General features: G+C 71.3%; 16 protein-coding genes. 12 read left to right on the plus strand and 4 right to left on the minus strand.

What is annotated here, in order from left to right; all coding sequences use genetic code 11:
* Positions 1-22: 22 nt before the first annotated feature.
* The 5 genes from DOO78_RS15300 (at position 23) to DOO78_RS15320 (ending at position 5,525) form a co-directional block, all read left to right on the plus strand.
* Positions 23-802 (plus strand): enoyl-CoA hydratase, encoded by a 780-nt coding sequence (locus tag DOO78_RS15300; protein WP_111470731.1) that lies wholly within the window; start codon positions 23-25, stop codon positions 800-802.
* Positions 803-932: 130 nt separating this feature from the next.
* The gene (rpsT, locus tag DOO78_RS15305; RefSeq protein WP_111470732.1) at positions 933-1,211 is read left to right on the plus strand and encodes a 30S ribosomal protein S20; all 279 of its coding nucleotides are present in this window, start codon (positions 933-935) and stop codon (positions 1,209-1,211) included.
* A gap of 357 nt (positions 1,212-1,568) precedes the next feature.
* Positions 1,569-2,960: a chromosomal replication initiator protein DnaA gene (gene dnaA, locus DOO78_RS15310; protein WP_111470733.1), complete on the plus strand. Its 1,392-nt coding sequence runs from the start codon at positions 1,569-1,571 to the stop codon at positions 2,958-2,960.
* 210 nt (positions 2,961-3,170) lie between these two features.
* Positions 3,171-4,298, plus strand: a complete 1,128-nt coding sequence (dnaN, locus tag DOO78_RS15315; protein WP_111470734.1) for a DNA polymerase III subunit beta — start codon at positions 3,171-3,173, stop codon at positions 4,296-4,298.
* A gap of 342 nt (positions 4,299-4,640) precedes the next feature.
* On the plus strand, positions 4,641-5,525 hold the full coding sequence (locus DOO78_RS15320; RefSeq protein WP_165838914.1) for a sulfite exporter TauE/SafE family protein: 885 nt from the start codon (positions 4,641-4,643) through the stop codon (positions 5,523-5,525).
* 7 nt (positions 5,526-5,532) lie between these two features.
* On the opposite strand, the gene DOO78_RS15325 is transcribed toward DOO78_RS15320, so the two are convergent.
* The 3 genes from DOO78_RS15325 to DOO78_RS15335 all read right to left on the minus strand — a co-directional run bounded on the left by DOO78_RS15325 (position 5,533) and on the right by DOO78_RS15335 (position 8,451).
* Positions 5,533-5,991, minus strand: coding sequence for a nitroreductase family deazaflavin-dependent oxidoreductase (locus DOO78_RS15325; RefSeq protein WP_207802920.1), 459 nt, complete (start codon positions 5,989-5,991; stop codon positions 5,533-5,535).
* A gap of 95 nt (positions 5,992-6,086) precedes the next feature.
* A complete protein-coding gene (locus DOO78_RS15330; protein WP_111470736.1) occupies positions 6,087-7,283 on the minus strand; it encodes a CaiB/BaiF CoA transferase family protein in 1,197 nt (398 codons plus the stop codon).
* Between the two features lies 1 nt (position 7,284).
* Positions 7,285-8,451 carry an acyl-CoA dehydrogenase family protein gene (locus tag DOO78_RS15335; protein WP_111470737.1) on the minus strand — a complete coding sequence of 389 codons (1,167 nt, stop codon included), beginning with the start codon at positions 8,449-8,451 and terminating at the stop codon, positions 7,285-7,287.
* Positions 8,452-8,732: 281 nt separating this feature from the next.
* On the opposite strand from DOO78_RS15335, the gene DOO78_RS15340 reads away from it, so the two are divergent.
* From DOO78_RS15340 to DOO78_RS15355, 4 genes are all read left to right on the plus strand, one after another.
* On the plus strand, positions 8,733-9,212 hold the full coding sequence (locus DOO78_RS15340) for a MaoC family dehydratase (RefSeq protein WP_111470738.1): 480 nt from the start codon (positions 8,733-8,735) through the stop codon (positions 9,210-9,212).
* Entirely contained in the window at positions 9,209-10,099 is an 891-nt protein-coding gene (locus DOO78_RS15345) for an HpcH/HpaI aldolase/citrate lyase family protein (protein WP_111470739.1), read from the plus strand. The genes DOO78_RS15340 and DOO78_RS15345 overlap by 4 nt, the downstream gene beginning before the upstream one ends.
* Before the next feature lie 83 nt (positions 10,100-10,182).
* Complete coding sequence (locus DOO78_RS15350; RefSeq protein ID WP_111470740.1) at positions 10,183-11,325, plus strand: efflux RND transporter periplasmic adaptor subunit; 1,143 nt, start codon at positions 10,183-10,185, stop codon at positions 11,323-11,325.
* Positions 11,322-14,447 carry an efflux RND transporter permease subunit gene (locus DOO78_RS15355; RefSeq protein ID WP_111470741.1) on the plus strand — a complete coding sequence of 1,042 codons (3,126 nt, stop codon included), beginning with the start codon at positions 11,322-11,324 and terminating at the stop codon, positions 14,445-14,447. The genes DOO78_RS15350 and DOO78_RS15355 overlap by 4 nt, the downstream gene beginning before the upstream one ends.
* Before the next feature lie 45 nt (positions 14,448-14,492).
* Here the strand turns inward: DOO78_RS15355 and DOO78_RS15360 are convergent, their stop codons facing one another.
* A complete protein-coding gene (locus tag DOO78_RS15360) occupies positions 14,493-15,365 on the minus strand; it encodes a TauD/TfdA dioxygenase family protein (RefSeq protein ID WP_111470742.1) in 873 nt (290 codons plus the stop codon).
* 337 nt (positions 15,366-15,702) lie between these two features.
* Between DOO78_RS15360 and DOO78_RS15365 the strand changes: the two genes are divergently transcribed.
* From DOO78_RS15365 to DOO78_RS15375, 3 genes are all read left to right on the plus strand, one after another.
* On the plus strand, positions 15,703-16,467 hold the full coding sequence (locus tag DOO78_RS15365; protein ID WP_111470743.1) for an enoyl-CoA hydratase/isomerase family protein: 765 nt from the start codon (positions 15,703-15,705) through the stop codon (positions 16,465-16,467).
* A gap of 11 nt (positions 16,468-16,478) precedes the next feature.
* Entirely contained in the window at positions 16,479-16,889 is a 411-nt protein-coding gene (locus DOO78_RS15370) for a carboxymuconolactone decarboxylase family protein (protein ID WP_111470744.1), read from the plus strand.
* 142 nt (positions 16,890-17,031) lie between these two features.
* Entirely contained in the window at positions 17,032-19,350 is a 2,319-nt protein-coding gene (locus DOO78_RS15375; RefSeq protein ID WP_111470745.1) for a molybdopterin guanine dinucleotide-containing S/N-oxide reductase, read from the plus strand.
* Positions 19,351-19,369 lie beyond the last annotated feature (19 nt).

Here is a 19,369-nt window from a genome sequence, read left to right on the forward strand (position 1 = left end):
GGCCAGGGCAGGGGAGACGCGCATGGCCGGCTACGAGATGATCCTGACCGAGTTGCAGGGGCGCGTCGCGGTCATCCGCCTCAACCGCCCGAAGGCGCTGAACGCGCTCTGCGACCAGTTGATGGAGGAGCTCGGCCAGGCGCTGCGCGGCTACGACGCCGACCCGGCGGTCGCCGCCATCGTCCTCACCGGCAGCGAGAAGGCCTTCGCCGCCGGCGCCGACATCAAGGAGATGCAGGCGCGCAGCTATCCGGCGGTCTATCTCGACGACTTCATCGGCAAGCGCTGGGAGGCGGTGACCTTCGTGCAGAAGCCGGTGATCGCGGCGGTGGCGGGCTATGCGCTCGGCGGCGGCTGCGAGCTGGCGATGATGTGCGACATCATCCTGGCCGCGGATACCGCGAAATTCGGCCAGCCGGAAATCAACCTGGGCGTCATTCCCGGCGCCGGCGGCACGCAGCGCCTGACGCGCGCCATCGGCAAGGCCAAGGCGATGGAGATGATCCTCACCGGCCGCATGATGGATGCGGCGGAGGCGGAGCGGGCCAACCTCGTCGCCCGGGTGGTGCCGGCGGCCGCGCTGCTGGCCGAGGCGGTGAAGGTCGGCGAGACGATCGCCGGGCTCTCGGCGCCGGCCGTCGCGGTGGCCAAGGAGGCGGTGAACCGCGCCTATGAGACGACGCTGGCCGAGGGCGTGAAATTCGAGCGGCGGGTCTTCCAGGCGCTCTTCGCCACCGCCGACCAGAAGGAGGGCATGGCCGCCTTCGCCGAGAAGCGGAAAGCCAATTTCCAGAACCGCTGAGGGGCGGGCGGCGAGGCGGGCGATGGGGCCCCGTCGCTTGACGCCGCGCCGCCGCCGCCTGTAGAAGCCCCCTTCCTGCGTGCCCGCCGGTACGCCTCCCCTCCTTCGTATTGAGTCGAAACCACAGCCCATGGCGAACACGGCCTCTGCCCGCAAGCGCATCCGCCAGACCGAGAAGCGCACCATCCGCAATCGTGCGCGCCGCTCCCGCGTGCGGGGGTTCCTCCGCAAGGTCGAGCAGGCGATCGCCGGCGGCGACCAGGCGCAGGCGCGGGACGCGCTGCAGGCGGCGCAGCCCGAGCTGCACCGCGCCGCGACCAAGGGGGTGTTCCACCCGAACACCGTGGCCCGGAAGCTGTCGCGCCTCTCGGCCCGCATCAAGTCGCTCGGGGCTGCCGCCCAGGCCTGAGGCGCGGTGCGGCCATCCGTCCGGGACACAAACGGGAGCGTGCAAGAACGGGTCAATTCCTGTTCTGGCACGCTTCTTTTTATTGTCACCGGCGGATCCGGGTATTGTGCATCTTCGCTAAAGTGAGGGCAATTATATAAATCGGCATTCGATTTCGTTAAGTTACTATTGGCTCTGACTTGGGGTCCGGGGTAACATCGCTTCCGCTAGGACGGACGGTCCCCGACCCCGCACCCTGCACCGGACGTCCCGGTCCCTGGCCCCGCTCGCGGGCAGGTCGGCTCGGCGTCGTCCCTAAGCCGGAAGGCATTTGGGAGAAGAGGAGGCCGCTGGTTGCCGCCCGAAACGTCCGGACAGATGGTCGCGTGTTGGGCCCGCATCCGCGGACGCCTGCGGGATGAGGTGGGCGAGGTCGAGTACCGCACCTGGCTCCGCCAGATGACCCTCGCGGGCATCGATGGCGAGGAAGCGGTGATCCTGCTGCCGACGCGCTTCCTGCGGGACTGGGTGAACAGCCATTACGGCGATCGCCTGCGCGCGCTCTGGCAGGGCGAGGATGCCTCGATCCGCCGGGTCGAGATCCGCGTCGCCCAGGCGGCGAGCGCCGAGCCGGTGCTCGCCGATGGCGAGGCGGCGCCGGCGCGGGCCGAGCCGGCCGGGCTGGCCGAGAGCCTGGCGCCGTCGCGCCCGGCCGAGCTCCGCGCGCCGGAGCCGCGGTCCGACTGGGTGGTGCCGCTCGAGGCGCGCTTCACCTTCGACACCTTCGTCGTCGGCAAGCCGAACGAGTTCGCGCATGCCTGCGCGCGGCGGGTGGCGGAGCGGCCGGCCAGCCCGGGCTTCAACCCGCTCTTCCTCTATGGCGGCGTCGGCCTCGGCAAGACGCATCTGATGCATGCCATCGCCTGGGCGATCCGCGAGGGCGAGACCGCCCGCACCGTCGCCTATATGAGCGCCGAGAAGTTCATGTACCGCTTCATCGCCGCGCTGCGCAGCCAGAGCACGATGGAGTTCAAGGAGACGCTGCGCGCCGTCGACGTGCTGATGATCGACGACCTGCAATTCCTGATCGGCAAGGACAACACGCAGGAGGAGTTCTTCCACACCTTCAATGCGCTGGTGGACCAGGGCAAGCAGATCGTCGTCTCCTCCGACAAGCCGCCCTCCGACCTGGCGGGCATCGAGGACCGGCTGCGCACGCGGCTCGGCTGCGGCATGGTCGCCGACCTGCACGCGACCACCTACGAGCTGCGCCTCTCCATCCTGCAGGCCAAGGCGGCGGCGGCGCAGGTGCTGGTGCCGGCCAAGGTGATGGAGCTGCTGGCGACCAAGATCACCACCAATGTCCGCGAGCTGGAGGGGGCGCTGAACCGGCTGGTGGCGCATGCCAACCTCTTCGGCCGGCCGATCACCATCGACAGCGCGCATGAGGTGCTGCACGACGTGCTGCGGGCGCATGAGAAGCGCGTCTCCATCGAGGAGATCCAGCGCAAGGTCGCCGAGCACTACAACCTGCGCCTGACCGACATGGTCTCCGCCCGCCGCGCCCGCAACGTGGCGCGGCCGCGGCAGGTGGCGATGTACCTCGCCAAGCACCTGACGCAGCGCAGCCTGCCGGAGATCGGCCGGCGCTTCGGCAACCGCGACCACACCACGGTGATGCATGCGGTTTCCCGCGTCTCCGAGCTGATCGCCCAGGATGCCGGCTTCGCCGAGGACGTGGCGCTGCTGCGGAAGATGCTGGAGACCTGATCGCCCGGCCCCGCCCGGGGCCTGGATCGAAACAGCAACATTGCGGCGGCCATGGGCCGCGACGGCTGCTGCGGGGGTTGCGCCAGGCATGGCGTCCCGCTTATCGCGGCGGCCGGGAGTTGGTATTCTCCCCGGCCCAGCGGCCCGTCCGGGGAGGCGGGCCGGGGGGCGCGTAGCGGCTGAACGGACCGTCGGGGGAGCCAGGGTGGCATGAAGTTCACGGTGGAACGGGCGATCCTGCTCAAGGCCCTGGCGCATGTGCAGAGCGTGGTCGAGCGCCGCAACACCATCCCGATCCTCGCCAATGTCCTGATCGCCGTGCAGGACGGGGTGCTGAAGCTCACCGCGACCGATATGGAGATCGCGGTGGTCGAGGAGGTGCCGGGCGTCCAGGTCGCCCGCCCCGGGCGCACCACCGCGCCGGCCGCGACCCTCTACGAGATCGTCCGCAAGCTGCCGGACGGCGCCAAGGTCGAGCTCGATCATGCCGGCGGCGATGCCGCGCTGAAGCTGCGCGCCGGCCGCTTCAACACCGACCTCGCCGTGCTGCCGGTCGAGGACTTCCCCTCCATGACCGAGGGCAAGCTGCCGCACGGCTTCGCCCTGCCGGCGGGCCAGCTACGCGAGCTGGTGGACCGCACGCGCTTCGCCATCTCCACCGAGGAGACGCGCTACTACCTGAACGGCATCTTCCTGCATGCCGCCGAGGGCGAGGGCGGCAAGGTGCTGCGCGCCGTGGCGACGGACGGCCATCGCCTCGCCCGGGTCGAGGAGCCGCTGCCCGAGGGCGCGGCGGGCATGCCCGGCGTCATCATCCCACGCAAGACGGTGAACGAGCTGCGCAAGCTGGCCGAGGAGGTGCAGGACGAGATCGCCATCCGCCTCTCCGACACCAAGATCCGCTTCGATATCGGCCCGGTGCAGCTCACCAGCAAGCTGATCGACGGCACCTTCCCGGAATACGACCGCGTCATCCCGCGCGGCAACGACAAGGTGCTGACCGTCTCGAAGAAGGAGTTCGCCGAGGCGGTCGGGCGCGTCGCCGCCATCAGCTCCGAGCGCTCGCGGCCGGTGAAGCTCTCGCTCGACCGCAACCACCTCCTCCTCTCCGCCTCCTCCGCCGAGCAGGGCCAGGCGCAGGAGGAGCTGGACGCCGAGGTGGTGAAGTACGAGCACACGCCGCTCGAGATCGGCTTCCAGGCCCGCTACCTCAACGACATCACCGACCAGATCGGCGACCAGGTGGAGTTCCGCTTCGCCGATGGCAGCGCGCCGACCGTGGTCACCGATGCCGCGAAGCCCGAGGCGCTCTACGTGCTGATGCCGATGCGGGTCTAGAGCAGATCCTGTCCGGATGACCTCATCCAGCAGGCCACTGGAGCAGATCCCGATCAGGTGGACTCGCCTGATCGGCTGAGGCTGCTCAATGCGGCTCGCGGGAGGGCGGGAACGCCCGGGGACGAGCCTCTGCCCCAGGACCGATGACCCGTGGCGGGTTGCGTTCGGCATCGAACGCGATCCGCTGCGGCCTGTCCCGCCCGCCTGGCCGCGCCCCGGCGAGGCGGATCGCCGGCACGCCGGATGGGGTGCTGCGCCGCACAGCAGCCAGGCCGGCCGGTTTCCTATGACGAGCCCGCACGCTCCGCTTCGGGGCCGCATGCTCGAAGGAGGGGCGCCGTCATGTCCGACAGACTGCAGCCCGCCCTGGTCGGTGGACCGCTCTCCAGGCTGGCCTGGATCTCCCACCGGCCGGCCTGGCTGCCCGGCGTCGTCACCGCGGCGGCGCTGCTGCCGGTCGCCTTCCTCTATGGCCAGGGCCTGCACCGGCTGGGCGCCGAGGCGGTGAGCGGGCTGGCCGTGCTCGCCATCCTCGTCTCCGCCACGGTCTCCAGCATCGCCGGCTTCGCCTTCTCCGCGCTCTGCGGCGGCCTGCTGCTGTACCTCCTGCGGAGCCCGGCCCTGGCCGTGCAGGTCATGCTCACCTGCAGCATCGGCATCCAGCTCCTGAGCGTCTGGCAGCTGCGCCGGCAGATCGAGTGGCGCTGGCTGCCGCGCTTCTTCCTCGGCGGCGCCCTGGGGCTGCCGGCGGGCCTCTGGCTGCTCCTGCACCTGCGGCGCGAGCACTATGCCGGCGCGCTCGGCGGGCTGCTCATCCTCTACGGCCTCTGGATGCTGTGCCGCCGCCCGGGCCGGCCGCGGCAGGCGCCCCGCTGGACCGCCATCCTCGCCGGCGCCCTCGGCGGCGTCACCGGCGGCATGGCGGCGCTGCCCGGACCGGCGGCGATGATCTGGTGCAGCCTGCAGGGCTGGGAGAAGGCGCGCCAGCGCGGCCTGATGCAGGCCTACATCCTCGGCATGCAGCTCCTGGCGCTCGCCGCCCTCGCCACGCTCGGCGCCGGGCCCGCCCTGCCGGCCGGGGCGGGCTGGGCGGCCCTGGCCTATCTGCCGGCCGCGCTCCTCGGCACCTGGCTCGGCCTGGCGCTGTTCCGCCGGCTGTCGGATGGGCAGTTCGCGGCGATCGTCAATGCCATGCTGATCGTCTCCGGCCTGGCATTGCTGCTGTGAGGCGCGGTCAGACGGGGTCGAGCACCACCACCGGGATCTCGCGCGTCGTCTTCTTCGCGTAGTCGGCATAGGGCGGCCAGAAGGTCAGCGCCTGCTGCCAGAGCGCCTCGCGCTCGGCCCCAGTCGCGGTGCGGGCGCGGACCTGCGCCGTCTCCGTGCCGACCCTCACCTCCGCCATCGGGTCAGCCAGCAGATTGCGGTACCAGCCGGGATGCTCCGGCGCGCCGCCCTTCGAGGCGACGACGAACCAGCCCTTGCCGGCGGTGCCGTAGAAGAGGGGGAAGATGTACTTCTCGCCGGATTTGCGGCCGGTCGTCGTCAGCAGCAGCGACGGCACCTGCAACTCGCCATAGCCGGGCGGCGAGACGGTGTAGATATGGCCCTCCTTGCCGCCGCTCGACAGGTAGCGTTCGGCATGCTCCTGCATCCATTGCGGCAGGTTGGGGGCAAGCTTCGCCTCGGCCATGGCTGGGTCTCCTTCTCCGATGCGGCGAGCCTATCGCAGCCGGCGCGCGATCCCGAAGGCCGAAGCGCCCGGCTCGCGCAACCGGCACCGCCGGGTCAGCCCAGCGCCCCGGCCTGGCGCAGCGCCGCCACCTCCGCCGGGCTGAAGCCATAGCCCCGCAGCACCTCCTCGCTATGCGCGCCGAGCAGCGGCGGCGGCGCGCGCACCTGCCGCGGCGCGCCCTCGAACTGGATCGGCTGGGCGATGGCGTGCAGCGGCCCGAGCGCCGGGTGCTCGTAGTCCATCACCATGCCGCGCGCCGCGAGCTGCGGATGCGCCAGCAGCTCGGCGATGGTGTTGATGGCGGCGCAGGGGATGCCGATGCGGCCGCAGAAGGCCACCCAGTGATCGGCCGTTTCGGTCCGCACGATCGCCTGCACCAGGGCGACGGTCGCATCGAAATTCGCCACCCGGTCGGCATTGCTGCGGAAGCGCGGATCCTCGGCGAGCTCCGGCCGGCCGATGCCAGCGGCGAAGCGGCGCCAGAGGTTGTCGCTGGCGATGCCGATCAGCACCGGCCGGTCGCTGGCCTCGAAGGCCTGGTAGGGGCAGAGGGATTCGTGGCCGGAGCCGCATTTCCCCGGCAGCACGCCCTTCTCCCAGTAGATCTGCAGCGTGTAGCCGAGCAGCGCCGTCGCGGTCTCGAGCAGCGAGACCTCCAGCCGGCAGCCCTGGCCGGTGCGCCCCCGCTCGAGCAGCGCCGCGAGGATGCCGGAGAAGGCCTGCATGCCCGTCGCCTGGTCGATCGGCGAGAAGGGGCTGCGGATCGGCCCGCCCTCGCGCTCGCCGGTCATCGCCATGATGCCGGAGAAGGCCTGCAGGATGACGTCGTAGCCGAGCCCCTGCGCCAGCGGCCCGCTGCGGCCGAAGCCGGAGATGCTGCAATGGATCAGCCGCGGGTTGGCGGCGCGGAGCGCCTCGGCGCCGATGCCGAGCCGCTCGGCGACGCCGGTCGCGTAGCTCTCGATCACCACGTCCGCCTCGGCCGTCATGCGGCGCGCCGCCGCCTGGCCCTCGGGCGTCTTGAGGTCGAGGGCGAGGCTGCGCTTGTTGCGGTTGGCGGCGAGGAAGACGGCGCCGGCGCGGCCGCCCGGCCTCTCGCGGAAGGGTGGCCAGCCGCGGGTGTCGTCGCCCGTGCCGGGCGGCTCCACCTTCACCACATCGGCGTCGAGATCGCCGAGCCACTGGCCGCAGAGCGGGCCGGCCAGCACCTTGGAGAAATCCAGCACCTTCAGCCCGGCGAGCGGCGTCATCTCAGTAGGATTTCGGCTGGCCGAGCACGCGCTCGGCGATGAAGGAGAGGACGAGCTGCTCCGAGACCGGGGCGATGCGGGTGATCATCACCTCGCGCAGCAGGCGCTCCACCACGTATTCCTTGGCGTAGCCCATGCCACCATGCGTCAGCACCGCCTGCAGGCAGGCATTGTAGCCGGCGCGGCCGCCGAGCAGCTTGGCGGCATTCGCCTCCGCCCCGCAGGCCTGGCCGCTGTCGTAGAGCCAGGCCGCCTTCAGCGCCATCAGCTTGGCCGATTCCAGCGCCGTCCAGCATTCCGCCAGCGGGTGCTGGATCGCTTGGTTCTGCCCGATCGGGCGGCCGAAGACGCTGCGCTCGCGGGCATAGCGGGCGGCGCGCTCCAGCGCATCCTCGCCGATGCCGATGCCCTCCATGGCGACCAGCACGCGCTCGGGATTCAGGCTGTCGAGCAGGTAGGAGAAACCGCGCCCCTCCTCGCCGATCCGGTCCGCCTCGGGGACGAAGAGGTCGTCGATGAAGACCATGTTCGAATCGACCGCGGCGCGCCCCATCTTCGGGATGCGCTGCACCTCGATCCGGCTGTGGTCGAGATCGGTGTAGAAGAGCGTGATGCCCTCGGTCGGCCGGCGCGCCTCCTCCTTCCGCACGGTGCGGGTCAGCAGCATGATCTTGTTCGCCACCTGGCCGGTGGAGGTCCAGATCTTGCGCCCGTTCACCCGGTAGCCGCCCGGCACCCGCTGCGCGAAGGTGGTGATGCTGGTGGTGTCGAGCCCGGCATTCGGCTCGGTCACGCCGAAGCAGGCCTGGTCCTCGCCGGCGACGAGGCGCGGGATCCAGCGCGCCCGCTGCTCGGGCGTGCCGTGCACGGTGATCGGGTGCGGGCCGAACATGTTGATGTGCAGCGAGGAGGCGGCCGCCATGCCGCCGCCGCTGCGGGCGACGGTGTGCATCATGATCGCCGCCTCGGTCACGCCGAGCCCGGCGCCGCCCTGTTCGGGCGGCATGGTGATGCCGAGCCAGCCGCCCTCGGCCATGGCCTTGTGGAATTCGCGGGGAAAGCGCGCCTCGGCCTCGCAGTCGCGCCAGTAGTCGTCGCCGAAGCGGCGGCAGACCGCGGCGACGCCCTCGCGGATCGCCTCCTGCTCGGGCGAGAGACCGAAATCCATGACTACCCTCCCTCCGTTCCTCCGCCGAGTGTCGCCGCCGCCACCGGATGGGGGAAGGCCGCGGGCGTGAGGCTTGCGCCGAACTATTGCGCAGGCTTACGGTGCGCAAGCTTATAATAAGCCTGGGAAGAGCCTGGGCCCGGGACGGGCCTGGCGCACGGCCCGGTGCGCGGCACGCGCGCGGCGAGGCCCGGGGGCGGCGCCGGATGACGCGGCGGCTCGTCCCTGTATCCTCGGGCGGCATCGGCCGGTCGGGCCGGGCGGAAGGGGAGGAAGGCCGCATGGCCGGTTTGTGGTTCGAGGAATTCGAGATCGGCCAGGTCTTCCGCCACGGCATCCGGCGGACCATCACCGAGGCCGACAATGTCTGGTTCTCGGCGCTGACGCACAACCCGGCGGCGCTGCACCTCGACGAGGAATACTGCCGCACCGAGACCGAGTTCGGCACCCGCATCGTCAACAGCGCCTTCACCCTCGGACTGATGGTCGGCATCTCGGTCGGCGACACCACGCTCGGCACCACCGTCGCCAATCTCGGCTGGGACGAGGTGCGCTTCCCGAAGCCGCTCTTCCACGGCGACACGCTGCGCGTGGAATCCGAGGTCGTCGCCAAGCGCCCGAGCAAGTCGCGGCCCGGCCAGGGCATCGTGGAGTTCATCCACCGCGCCTTCAACCAGAAGGGCGAGCTGGTGGCGCATTGTCGCCGCTCCGCCCTGATGAAGGGCCGGCCGGCGGGAGAGCCCGAGGGGGGCGCGGCATGAGCGCGCCGCCGCGCTCCTGGCTCTTCGTCCCCGGCGACAGCGAGCGCAAGCTGGCGAAGGGCGGCGAAAGCGGCGCCGATGCGCTGATCCTCGATCTCGAGGATGCCGTCGCCGCCGACCGCCGCCCGGTCGCGCGCGGCATGATCGCCGACTATCTCGCGGCGCATGCCGGCGCGGCGCGGCGGCCGCGCCTCTGGGTGCGCATCAACCCGCTCGATGGCGAGGGGCTGGCCGATGCCGCGGCGGTGGTGCGCGCCGCGCCGGACGGGCTGGTGGTGCCGAAGGTGGCCGGGCCGGCCGAGTTGCTGCGCCTGTCCCACTGGCTCGATGCGCTCGAGGCGCGGGATGGCCTGCCGCCGGGTGGCATCCGCCTGCTCGCCGTCGCCACCGAGACGGCGGCGGCGGTGCTCGGCCTCGGCGAGTATGCGCGGCAGCCGGTGCCGCGGCTGCACGGGCTGACCTGGGGCGCCGAGGATCTCTCCGCGGCGCTCGGTGCCAGCAGCAACCGCGATGCCGAGGGGCCGCTCTCGCTCACCTACCGCATGGCGCGCTCGGCCTGCCTGCTCGCCGCGGTCGCCGCCGAGGTGCAGCCGATCGACTCGCTGGAGCCGGATTTCCGCGACGAGGCCGGGCTGCGCGCCGCCTGCGCCGCGGCGCGGCGGGAGGGCTTCACCGGCAAGATCGCCATCCATCCGGCGCAGGTCGGGCCGATCAACGAGGGCTTCCGGCCCACGGAGGCGGAGATCGCCTTCGCCCGCCGCGTCGTCGCCGCCTTCGCCGCCAGCCCCGGCATCGGCACGGTGGGGCTGGACGGCAAGATGCTGGACCGCCCGCATCTGCGCCAGGCGGAGCGCGTGCTGGCCGCCGCCGAGGCGTCGGGCGGATAGCGCCGGCATCGGCGTGCCGCTCGCTATGCGGGTTGTGGCCCCGGATCGGACGTGAAATTCTGAACCGATCCCGGAGCCCGTCGATGCACGCCGCACTCCGCCCTGCTCGTTGCCGCCCGCTGCTGTCCATCGCCCTGATCCTGTTGCTCGTCGCCTGCCGCGCGCTGGCCCAGGTGCCGGCGCCGGTGGTGAGCGTCACCCCCGTGGCGGTCGAGAATGTCGCGCCGGGCAAGGATTTCCTCGGCCGCGTCGAGGCGATCAACGCGGTCGATATCCGCTCCCGCGTCGAGGGCTTTCTCGAAGCGCGCGGCTTCGCGGAGGGGCAATTGGTCCAGCAGGACCAGGTGCTCTTCCAGATCGAGAGCGCCGGCTATGAGGCGGCGCTCTCGGCGGCGCAGGCCAGTCTCGCGGCGGCGCAGGCCGATCTGCGCGACGCGGAGGCCCGCTTCCAACGCAACCAGGAGCTGCGCCGGTCGCAGACGGTGTCGCAAGCCTCGCTCGAGGAATCCCTGGCGGCGCGCGACCGCGGCCGCGCCAATGTCCTCTCGGCCGAGGCCAGCCTGCGGCAGGCCGAGCTGAGTCTCAGCTATGCCACGATCCGCTCGCCGATCGAGGGGCGGATCGGCCATACGAGCTTCGCCGTGGGCAGCCTCGTTTCGCCCTCCTCCGGCGCGCTCGCGCGCGTCGTGCAGGTCGATCCGATCCGGGTGGTCTTCTCGGTGAGCGACCAAAGCATCCTGGATTTCCGCGCCGGGGCGACAGAGGAGCAGCGGAAGGCCGATTTCGTGCCGAGGCTGATCCTCTCCTCCGGCCAGGCTTATCCGCATCCCGGCCAGATCGAGTTTCTCGGCAATGAATTCGATCCCCGCACCGGCACCATTCCCGTGCGGGCGCGCTTCCCGAATCCCGAGGGCATCCTGGTTCCCGGCCAGTTCGCCACCGTCTCCATCCAGCCGGCGACGCCGCGCGAGCGCCCCGTGGTGCGCCTCGGCGCCGTCCAGCTCGACCGCGAGGGGCGCTTCGTGCTGCTGGTCGATGACAATGACAAGGTGGTGCTGCGACGGATCCGCGTCGGCGCCCAGCTCGGCCAGGACTGGGTGGTGGAGGAGGGGCTGCAGGGCGGCGAGCGGCTGATCGTCCAGGGCCTGCAGAATGCCCGGCCGGGCGCCACGGTGAGGGCGGTGCCCGCCGCGCCGAATCCTGCCGAGGGCGCCGCGCGCCCATGATCTCCGCGCTCTTCGTCCGGCGGCCACGCTTCGCCATGGTCATCGCCGTGGTCACCGGCCTCGCCGGGCTGATCGCGCTCGGGCTGATCCCGGTCGCGCAATTCCCGCCCATCACCCCGCCGGAGATCCAGGTCAGCGCCAGCTATCCCGGCGCCAGCGCCGAAGTGCTGATGAACAGCGTCGGCGCGCCGATCGAGGAGCAGGTGAACGGCGTCGACGACATGCTCTACATGGCGTCCTCCAGCGGCAACAACGGCGCCTATTCGCTGACGGTCACCTTCCGGGTCGGCACCGATCCGGCGATCGCCCAGGTGAACGTGCAGAACCGCGTCGCGCTGGCCACGGCGCGGCTGCCGCCGGCGGTCACGCAGACCGGTGTCTCCGTCCGCAGCCGCTCGACCAGCATGCTGATGGGCATCGCGGTCTATGCGCCGCGCGGCACGCATGACGAGACCTTCATCAGCAACTACGCCTCGGTGAACCTGCGCGACGCCATCGCGCGGGTCCCTGGCGTCGGCGAGGTTGGCATCTTCGGCCCGGTCTACAGCATGCGGGTCTGGATGGACCCGGACCGCATGCAGGCGCTTGGGATCACCGCCTCCGATGTCACGGCGGCCATCCGCGCGCACAATGCCCAGGCGGCCGCGGGGCTGATCGGCTCGGCCCCGGCGCCGGCGGGGCAGGAGCTGCAGCTCACCATCATGGCGCGGGGCCGGCTGGAGACGCCGGAGGAGTTCGGCGACATCGTCCTCCGTACCAATCCCGACGGCGCCGTCGTCAGCCTGCGCGACGTGGCGCGCATCGAGCTCGGCGCGCAATCCTACGACATCCGCTCCCGCTTCAACGGCCAGCCAAGCGCCACCGTCGTGATCTACGCCGCGCCCGATGCCAATGCCATGAACGTCGCCAGGGCGGTCCGGGCCGAGCTGGAGCGCGCCTCCGGCCAGTTCCCGGACGACCTGGCCGAGACCGTCGTCTTCGACACCACCGCCTTCGTCAGCGAGACGATCCGCGAGATCGCGGTGACGCTCGGGATCACCTTCCTGCTCGTCGTCCTCGTCACCTATGTCTTCCTGCAGGACTGGCGCGCCACGCTCATCCCGATGCTGACGATCCCGGTCTCCCTGCTCGGCGGCTTCGTCATCCTCTACGGGCTCGGCTTCTCGGCCAACACCATCACGCTCTTCGCCGTCGTCCTGGCCATCAGCCTCGTCGTGGACGATGCCATCATCGTGGTCGAGGGCGTGCAGCGGCTGATGCGCGAGCAGGGGCTCGATGCGGTCGAGGCCACGCTGGCCACGATGCGCCAGGTCACCGCACCGATCGTCGTGACGACGCTGGTGCTCGCGGCGCTGTTCCTGCCGATCGGCTTCATCTCCGGCGTCACCGGCCGGCTCTATGGCCAATTCGCGGTGACGATCATGGCGACGATCGTGCTCTCGACGATCAATGCGCTGACCCTCAGCCCCGCCCTCTGCGTCATCCTGCTGCGGCGACCGGGCAGGGCGCGGCTCCGGCTGCTCGCCGGCTTCGACCGGGCGCTGGAATGGTCGCGGCAGGGCTATCTCGGCCTGCTGGTCCGGTTCGGGACCCGGTTCCTGGTCACCGGGGCGGTGACGGCGGCGGTGCTGCTCGGCGTATTCGGGCTGTTCCGCCAGTTGCCCACCGCCTTCATCCCCTCCGAGGATCTCGGCTATGTCTTCGTGAACGTGCAGCTGCCGAGCGCCGCCTCGCTCGAGCGGACGGATGCGGCGCTCGGCGAGGTGGTCGGCATCCTGCGCGAGACGCCGGGCGTCGCCGGTGTCATCGGCATCGCCGGCACCAGCATGGTCGGCGGCGGCGGCTCGGATTCCGGCATGGTCATCGCCTCGCTGCGACCCTGGCGGGAGCGAACCGGCGCGGCGGAGCGCCTCGATGGCATCCTCGGGCATGTCCGGGCCCGCTTCGCGACGCTGACCGCGGCGACGGCCGTGGCCTTCGTGCCGCCGGCCATCCTCGGCCTCGGCACCACCGGGGGCTTCGACATGCGCCTGCAGGCGCGCGCCGGGCAGGGCGCCGAGCAACTTGCCGAGGCGATGCGCGGGCTGATCGTGAAGGCGAACCAGGCGCCGGAGCTGACCGGCGTGTTCAGCACCTTCCGGGCGGACACGCCGCAGATCTACCTGCGCATCGATCGCCGCCGCGCAGAGCTGCTCAACCTGCAGCCGGACGCGATCTTCCAGGCGCTGCAGGCGCATCTCGGCTCGGCCTATGTCGATGACTTCAACTACCAGGACCGGGTGTTCCAGGTCCGCATCCAGGACGAGCCGCGCTTCCGCGGCCGCGCCGCCGATATCGAGCGCCTGCATGTCCGGAACGGCACCGGCGAGCTGGTGCCGCTCCGCACCGTCCTCGCCGCCTCGAGCGTGCTCGGCGCCAATGCCATCAATCGCTACAACCTCTTCCCCGCCGTCGCCATCAACGGCCAGGCCGCCGCGGGGACCAGCAGCGGCGCCGCGCTGGACCGCATGGAGACGCTGGCGCGCGAGAGCCTGCCGGCCGGCTTCGGCTTCGAATGGACCGGCCTCGCGCTGCAGGAGCGGCAGGCGGGCGCCGAGACGATCCTGATCATCATCGTCGGCATCGTCTTCACCTATCTCTTCCTCGTCGCCCAGTACGAGAGCTGGAGCGTGCCGATCGCCGTCATGCTCTCGGTCGCCATCGCCGTGCTGGGCGCGCTCGGCAGCCTCGCCCTCGCCGGCATGGCGGTCGATCTCTATGTGCAGATCGGGCTGCTGCTGCTGATCGGCCTCGCCGCCAAGAATGCCATCCTCATCGTGGAATTCGCCAAGGAGCGGCGCGAGGCGGGCATGGGCATCGTCGATGCCGCGAGGGAGGCGACCAGCCAGCGCTTCCGGCCGCTCGTCATGACCGCGGTCAGCTCGATCCTCGGCGTCGTGCCGCTGGTGCTCGCCAGCGGCGCCGGGGCGGCGAGCCGGCAATCGATCGGCATGACGCTCTTCGGCGGGCTGCTGCTCGGCACGCTGCTCGGCCTGCTGATGATCCCGGTTCTCTACATCGCCGTGCAGAGCCTGCGCGAATGGGCAAAGGCGCGGCTCTTCGGCACGGCGGGCGAGGGCTAGAGCGGATCCCGTTCGAGTGGAAACACTCGAACGGGTGAGGATGCTCTAGACGGGCGCGTCGCCGCAGATGGTGACGCGGTGCATGATGCGCGTCTCCGCCGGATAGTCGTTGATGGCGAAATGCATTGTGCAGCGATTGTCCCAGAAGGCGAGGGAGCCACTGCGCCAGCGGAAGCGGCAGGTGAATTCCGGCCGTGTCGAATGCTGGGTCAGGAACTCGATCAGCGGCTTGCTCTCCGCCTCGGTCATGTCCTCGAAACGGTGCAGGTGGCCGCCGACATAGAGCGCGCGCCGCCCGGTCTCGGGATGGGTGCGGATCAGCGGATGGGTGGAGACGGTCTGGGTGTCGCCCGGGTCGATCACCTTCATGGACAGCTTGTCGGCGTAGAATTCGCGCCGCGTCTTGCCGTCATGGCTGCTGAAATTGTCGCCGCGATAGACGCCTTTCAGCCCGTCCAGCATCCGCCGCAGGCCGGGCGAGAGCGCCTCGTAGGCGAGGTACTGGTTGGTCCAGAGCGTGTCGCCGCCGGCCGAGGGGATCTCGACGCCATAGAGGATGGTGCCCATGGCGGGCTTCGCGGTGAAGGCCTGGTCGGAATGCCAGGAGCCGCCGAAATTCTTCTTGTCGGCCGGCGTCTTCACGATCTCCAGCACCTCCGGGTAGTCCTCCATCCCGGCCATGTAGGGGTGCAGGTGGATCTCGCCCCAGCGGCGCGCGAAGGCGAGCTGCGTCGCCGGCGTCAGCCGCTGGTCGCGGAAGAAGATCACCAGGTTGTCGAGCAGGGCCTGGCGCAACTCGGCCTGCACCTCGGCCGGGATGTCGCCGGCGAGATCGACGCCGCTGACCTCGGCGCCGAGGGCGCCGGCGATCGGGTTGACCTCGATATGGCGGAATTGGCTGTTGGGCAGCCCGTCCATGGCCGTCTCTCCCTGTGCTGCGGGCACCGCGTCTCGTCCGGATGCGTCTTGCCCTTGCCCGGCAATTCCTGCGCCCCCGCGGCGCGGCGCGCAATGGTGCCGGGGGTGTTCCCAGCCATGGCGATCACGGGTTAGCCTCGCGCCGTCGCCCGGCCGCCCTGCGGCGCGGCGCGGCCTTCGGGAGGGGACGGGCCGGAAGGGCCGTGGCAGGTCGCGGCGATGCCGCCTCGCTGGCCGCAGGGCGCGAGCGGCGCCGCAATCCCCCCACGATGACCCGCAGCCACCCCCAAGCGACCCCCAGAGGGCAGCCCCGGGGCCAGAACCAGAGCGAGGTCCCATGGCCTTCACCAGCATCGGCGTCTTCGAAGGCGGTGCCGTCACCACCGTCGAGATCCAGCGGCCGCCGAACAATTTCTTCGACATCACGCTGATCGAGGAGATCGCCACCGCCTTCGAGGCGGCCGATGCCGATCCCGGCGTGCGCGCCCTGCTGCTGGTGGCCCAGGGCAAGGCCTTCTGCGCCGGCGCCGACTTCTCCCGCCGCGATGTCGGCGACCAGCGGCCGGGGCGGCATCTCTACAAGGAGGCGCTGCGCCTGTTCCGCACCCGCAAGCCGATCATCGCCGCGGTGCAGGGTCCGGCGATCGGCGGCGGGCTCGGCCTCGCCTGCATGGCGGATTTCCGCATCACCTGCCCCGAGGGGCGGTTCAGCGCCAATTTCACCCGGCTCGGCTTCCATCCCGGCTTCGGCCTGACGGCGACGCTGCCGCGGCTGGTCGGGCCGCAGCAGGCGGCGCTGCTTTTCTACACCGGGCGGCGGATCAACGGCGAGGAGGCGGTGCGGCTCGGCCTCGCCGACCAGCTCGTGCCGCAGGCCGAGCTGCGGCAGGCGGCGGCGGCGCTGGCCACCGAGATCGCGCAATCCTCCCCGCTCGGCCTGCTGGCGACGCGCGAGACGCTGCGCCGCGGCCTGGCCGATGCGGTGGAGCAGGCGACGGAGCGCGAGCTGGTGGAGCAGGACTGGCTGCGCAAGACCGCGGATTTCCAGGAGGGCGTCCGGGCCTCCGCCGAGCGGCGGCTGCCGGATTTCCAGGGGCGCTGAGGGAGACGACCATGAGCAGGCTCGATTTCGACGAGAACGCCTTCTTCCAGGCCGGCAAGGAGGTCTGGTTCGAGATGCGCGGCCCGGCCGTCGCGCAGAAGGCGATGGACGAGGCCGCGCAGCACGAGATGACGCGCGACCTGCGGCAATTCCTCTTCGAGCACTGCTTCGGCGCGGTGTGGAACCGGCCGGGGCTGGAGAGGGTGACGCGCAGCACCATTACCATCTCGGTCCTGACGGCGCTGGGGCGGACCGAGGAGCTGAAGTCGCATATCCGCATGGGGCTGAACAACGGCCTGACGCGGGAGGAGCTGAAGGAGATCTTCCTGCATGTCGGCGTCTATGCCGGCGTGCCGACCGCCGTCGCCGCGGTGCGGGCGGCGATGGAGGTCTTCGCCGAGCTCGACAAGCCGGCGGGCTGAGCCGTCGCCCCGCGACGGCACCGGGCGCCGTCGCGGGGCGGATCGGCGCCCGGCGCATCCGATGCCGTCACTCGGGTATTCCCGCCGGCGTCGATCGTCTCTAGCATCCCGGGATCTGCCAGGCCGTGTGACGGGAAGGGGCATGGAGCGCATGACGGGTGCAGAGGGCGATACGGAATTCCGGCCGCACAGCGCGCATTGGGGCGTGTTCTCCGCCGCCTGGCAGGGGGGGCGGCTGGTGGTCCGGCCGCATCCGGAGGACCCGGACCCGAACCGGATCCTGCAGAATTTCCCCGAGGCGCTGCGGCACGAGGCGCGCATCGCCCAGCCCATGGTGCGGCGCGGCTGGCTGGAGAATGGCCCGGGCGCCGATCCGCGCCGCGGCCGGGACGAGTTCGTCCCCGTCTCCTGGGATCGCGCCCTCGACCTGGTGGCGGCGGAGCTGCGGCGGGTGCCGATGCAGCGCATCTTCGGCGGCTCCTATGGCTGGTCCTCGGCCGGGCGCTTCCACCATGCGCAGAGCCAGGTGCACCGCTTCCTGAACACGGCGGTGGGCGGCTATGTCCGCAGCGTCAACAGCTACTCGGCCGGCGCCTCCAACGTCATCCTGCCGCATGTGCTGGGGCCGATGGAGGAGATCAGCCGCCGCAACGTCTCCTGGGAGCAGGTGGCGGCGCAGTCCGAGATCGTGCTCGCCTTCGGCGGCATGGCGCTGAAGAACAGCATGGTCGCGGGCGGCGGCATCAGCCGGCATATCGAGCGCGGCTCGATGGCGGCGGCCGCGGCGCGCGGCTGCGCCTTCGTCCTGATCGGACCGCTGCGCGACGACATGCCCGAGGAGGCGAAGGCGGAGTGGCTGCCGCTCACGCCGAACACCGACACGGCGCTGATGCTGGCGCTGATGCACACGCTGGCCGCCGCCGGGCTGCACGACCGCGCCTTCCTCGACCGCTACGCCACCGGCTGGCCGGAGCTGGAGGCCTATCTGTTCGGCCGCGAGGACGGCCAGCCCAAGGATGCCGCCTGGGCCGCCGGCATCACCGGCATCCCGGCCGAGCGGATCACCGCGCTCGCCCATCGCCTGCCCGGCAAGCGGGTGCTGGTCACGGTCGCGCATGCGCTGCAGCGGGCCGAGCATGGCGAGCAGCCGGTCTGGGCCGGCATCGCGCTCGCCGCCATGCTGGGGCAGATCGGCCTGCCCGGCGGCGGCTACACCTATGCGCTCGGCGCGCTCGGCCATACCGGGCGGCGGATGAACCTGGTCTCCACCGCGGCGCTGCCGCAGGGGCGCAACCGCGTCGGCGCCTATATCCCGGTCGCCCGCATCGCCGACATGCTGCTGCATCCGGGCGAGGGCTACGACTACAACGGCCAGCGCCTGACCTATCCGGAGATCGGGCTGGTCTACTGGGCCGGCGGCAACCCCTTCCACCACCACCAGGACCTCAACCGCCTGCGCCAGGCCTTCCGCCGCATCGAGACGCTGGTGGTGCACGAGCTGGCCTGGACCGCGACGGCGCGTCATGCCGACATCGTGTTGCCGGTGACGATGACGCTGGAGCGCGAGGATATCGGCAGCAGCCAGACCGACCCGGTGATGGTCGCGATGAAGCAGCTCGCCGCGCCCTTCGCCGCGGCGCGCGACGACTACGCGATCTTCACCGACCTCGCCCGCCGGCTCGGCCGCGAGCAGGAGTTCACCGAAGGCCGCAGCGCCCGCGACTGGCTGCGCCACCTCTACGACCGCACCGCCCAGGACCTGCGTGACAAGGGCTTCGCGGCGCCGGAATTCGAGGAGTTCTGGCAGCAGGGCCTGCTGCCGCTGCCGGAGGGGCCGGATACCGGCGGCATGCTGCGCGCCTTCCGCGAGGACCCGGAGGGCGCGCCCCTGCCGACGCCGAGCGGCCGGATCGAGCTCCACTCCGCCACCATCGCCGGCTTCGGCTATGATGACTGCCCCGGCCATCCCGCCTGGCTGGCGCCGAGCGACGTGCCGGGGCCGGGGGCGCCGCTCCGCCTCGTCGCCAACCAGCCGGCCACGCGGCTGCACAGCCAGCTCGATTTCGGCGGCCACAGCCAGGAGCGCAAGCATCGCGGGCGGGAGGTGATGCGCATCCACCCGACGGACGCGGCGGCGCGCGGCATCCGCCAGGGCGACATCGTGCGGCTGTTCAACGCCCGCGGCGCCTGCCTCGCCGCGGCGGAGCTGAGCGAGGCGGTGATGCCGGACGTCGTCAACCTGCCGACCGGCGCCTGGTACGACCCGGAAGACCCGGCGGAGGACCGGCCGCTCTGCGTGCACGGCAACCCGAACGTGCTGACGCGCGATGTCGGCACCTCGCGCCTCGCCCAGGGCTGCACCGGCCAGCTCACCACCGTGGAGGTGGAGCGCTTCACCGGCAACCTGCCGCCGATCCGCGCCTATGCGCCGCCGGAGGCGCTGCCGGCCGCAGCGGAATAGCCGCGGCCGCGGCCGCCCC

It is taken from the genome of Roseicella frigidaeris, assembly GCF_003258945.1.
Classification (GTDB): Bacteria; Pseudomonadota; Alphaproteobacteria; order Acetobacterales; family Acetobacteraceae; genus Paracraurococcus; species Paracraurococcus frigidaeris.

What these genes read in the sequence shown, in the direction of transcription:
- dnaA (WP_111470733.1), top strand. Translation starts at nt 1,569, where the DNA reads ATGGTCGCGTGTTGGGCCCGCATCCGCGGACGCCTGCGGGATGAGGTG.
- DOO78_RS15350 (WP_111470740.1), top strand. Translation starts at nt 10,183, where the DNA reads ATGCACGCCGCACTCCGCCCTGCTCGTTGCCGCCCGCTGCTGTCCATC.
- DOO78_RS15330 (WP_111470736.1), bottom strand. Translation starts at nt 7,283, where the DNA reads ATGACGCCGCTCGCCGGGCTGAAGGTGCTGGATTTCTCCAAGGTGCTG.
- dnaN (WP_111470734.1), top strand. Translation starts at nt 3,171, where the DNA reads ATGAAGTTCACGGTGGAACGGGCGATCCTGCTCAAGGCCCTGGCGCAT.
- DOO78_RS15325 (WP_207802920.1), bottom strand. Translation starts at nt 5,991, where the DNA reads ATGGCCGAGGCGAAGCTTGCCCCCAACCTGCCGCAATGGATGCAGGAG.
- DOO78_RS15300 (WP_111470731.1), top strand. Translation starts at nt 23, where the DNA reads ATGGCCGGCTACGAGATGATCCTGACCGAGTTGCAGGGGCGCGTCGCG.
- DOO78_RS15375 (WP_111470745.1), top strand. Translation starts at nt 17,032, where the DNA reads ATGGAGCGCATGACGGGTGCAGAGGGCGATACGGAATTCCGGCCGCAC.
- DOO78_RS15320 (WP_165838914.1), top strand. Translation starts at nt 4,641, where the DNA reads ATGTCCGACAGACTGCAGCCCGCCCTGGTCGGTGGACCGCTCTCCAGG.
- DOO78_RS15355 (WP_111470741.1), top strand. Translation starts at nt 11,322, where the DNA reads ATGATCTCCGCGCTCTTCGTCCGGCGGCCACGCTTCGCCATGGTCATC.
- DOO78_RS15360 (WP_111470742.1), bottom strand. Translation starts at nt 15,365, where the DNA reads ATGGACGGGCTGCCCAACAGCCAATTCCGCCATATCGAGGTCAACCCG.
- DOO78_RS15345 (WP_111470739.1), top strand. Translation starts at nt 9,209, where the DNA reads ATGAGCGCGCCGCCGCGCTCCTGGCTCTTCGTCCCCGGCGACAGCGAG.
- DOO78_RS15370 (WP_111470744.1), top strand. Translation starts at nt 16,479, where the DNA reads ATGAGCAGGCTCGATTTCGACGAGAACGCCTTCTTCCAGGCCGGCAAG.
- DOO78_RS15340 (WP_111470738.1), top strand. Translation starts at nt 8,733, where the DNA reads ATGGCCGGTTTGTGGTTCGAGGAATTCGAGATCGGCCAGGTCTTCCGC.
- DOO78_RS15365 (WP_111470743.1), top strand. Translation starts at nt 15,703, where the DNA reads ATGGCCTTCACCAGCATCGGCGTCTTCGAAGGCGGTGCCGTCACCACC.
- rpsT (WP_111470732.1), top strand. Translation starts at nt 933, where the DNA reads ATGGCGAACACGGCCTCTGCCCGCAAGCGCATCCGCCAGACCGAGAAG.
- DOO78_RS15335 (WP_111470737.1), bottom strand. Translation starts at nt 8,451, where the DNA reads ATGGATTTCGGTCTCTCGCCCGAGCAGGAGGCGATCCGCGAGGGCGTC.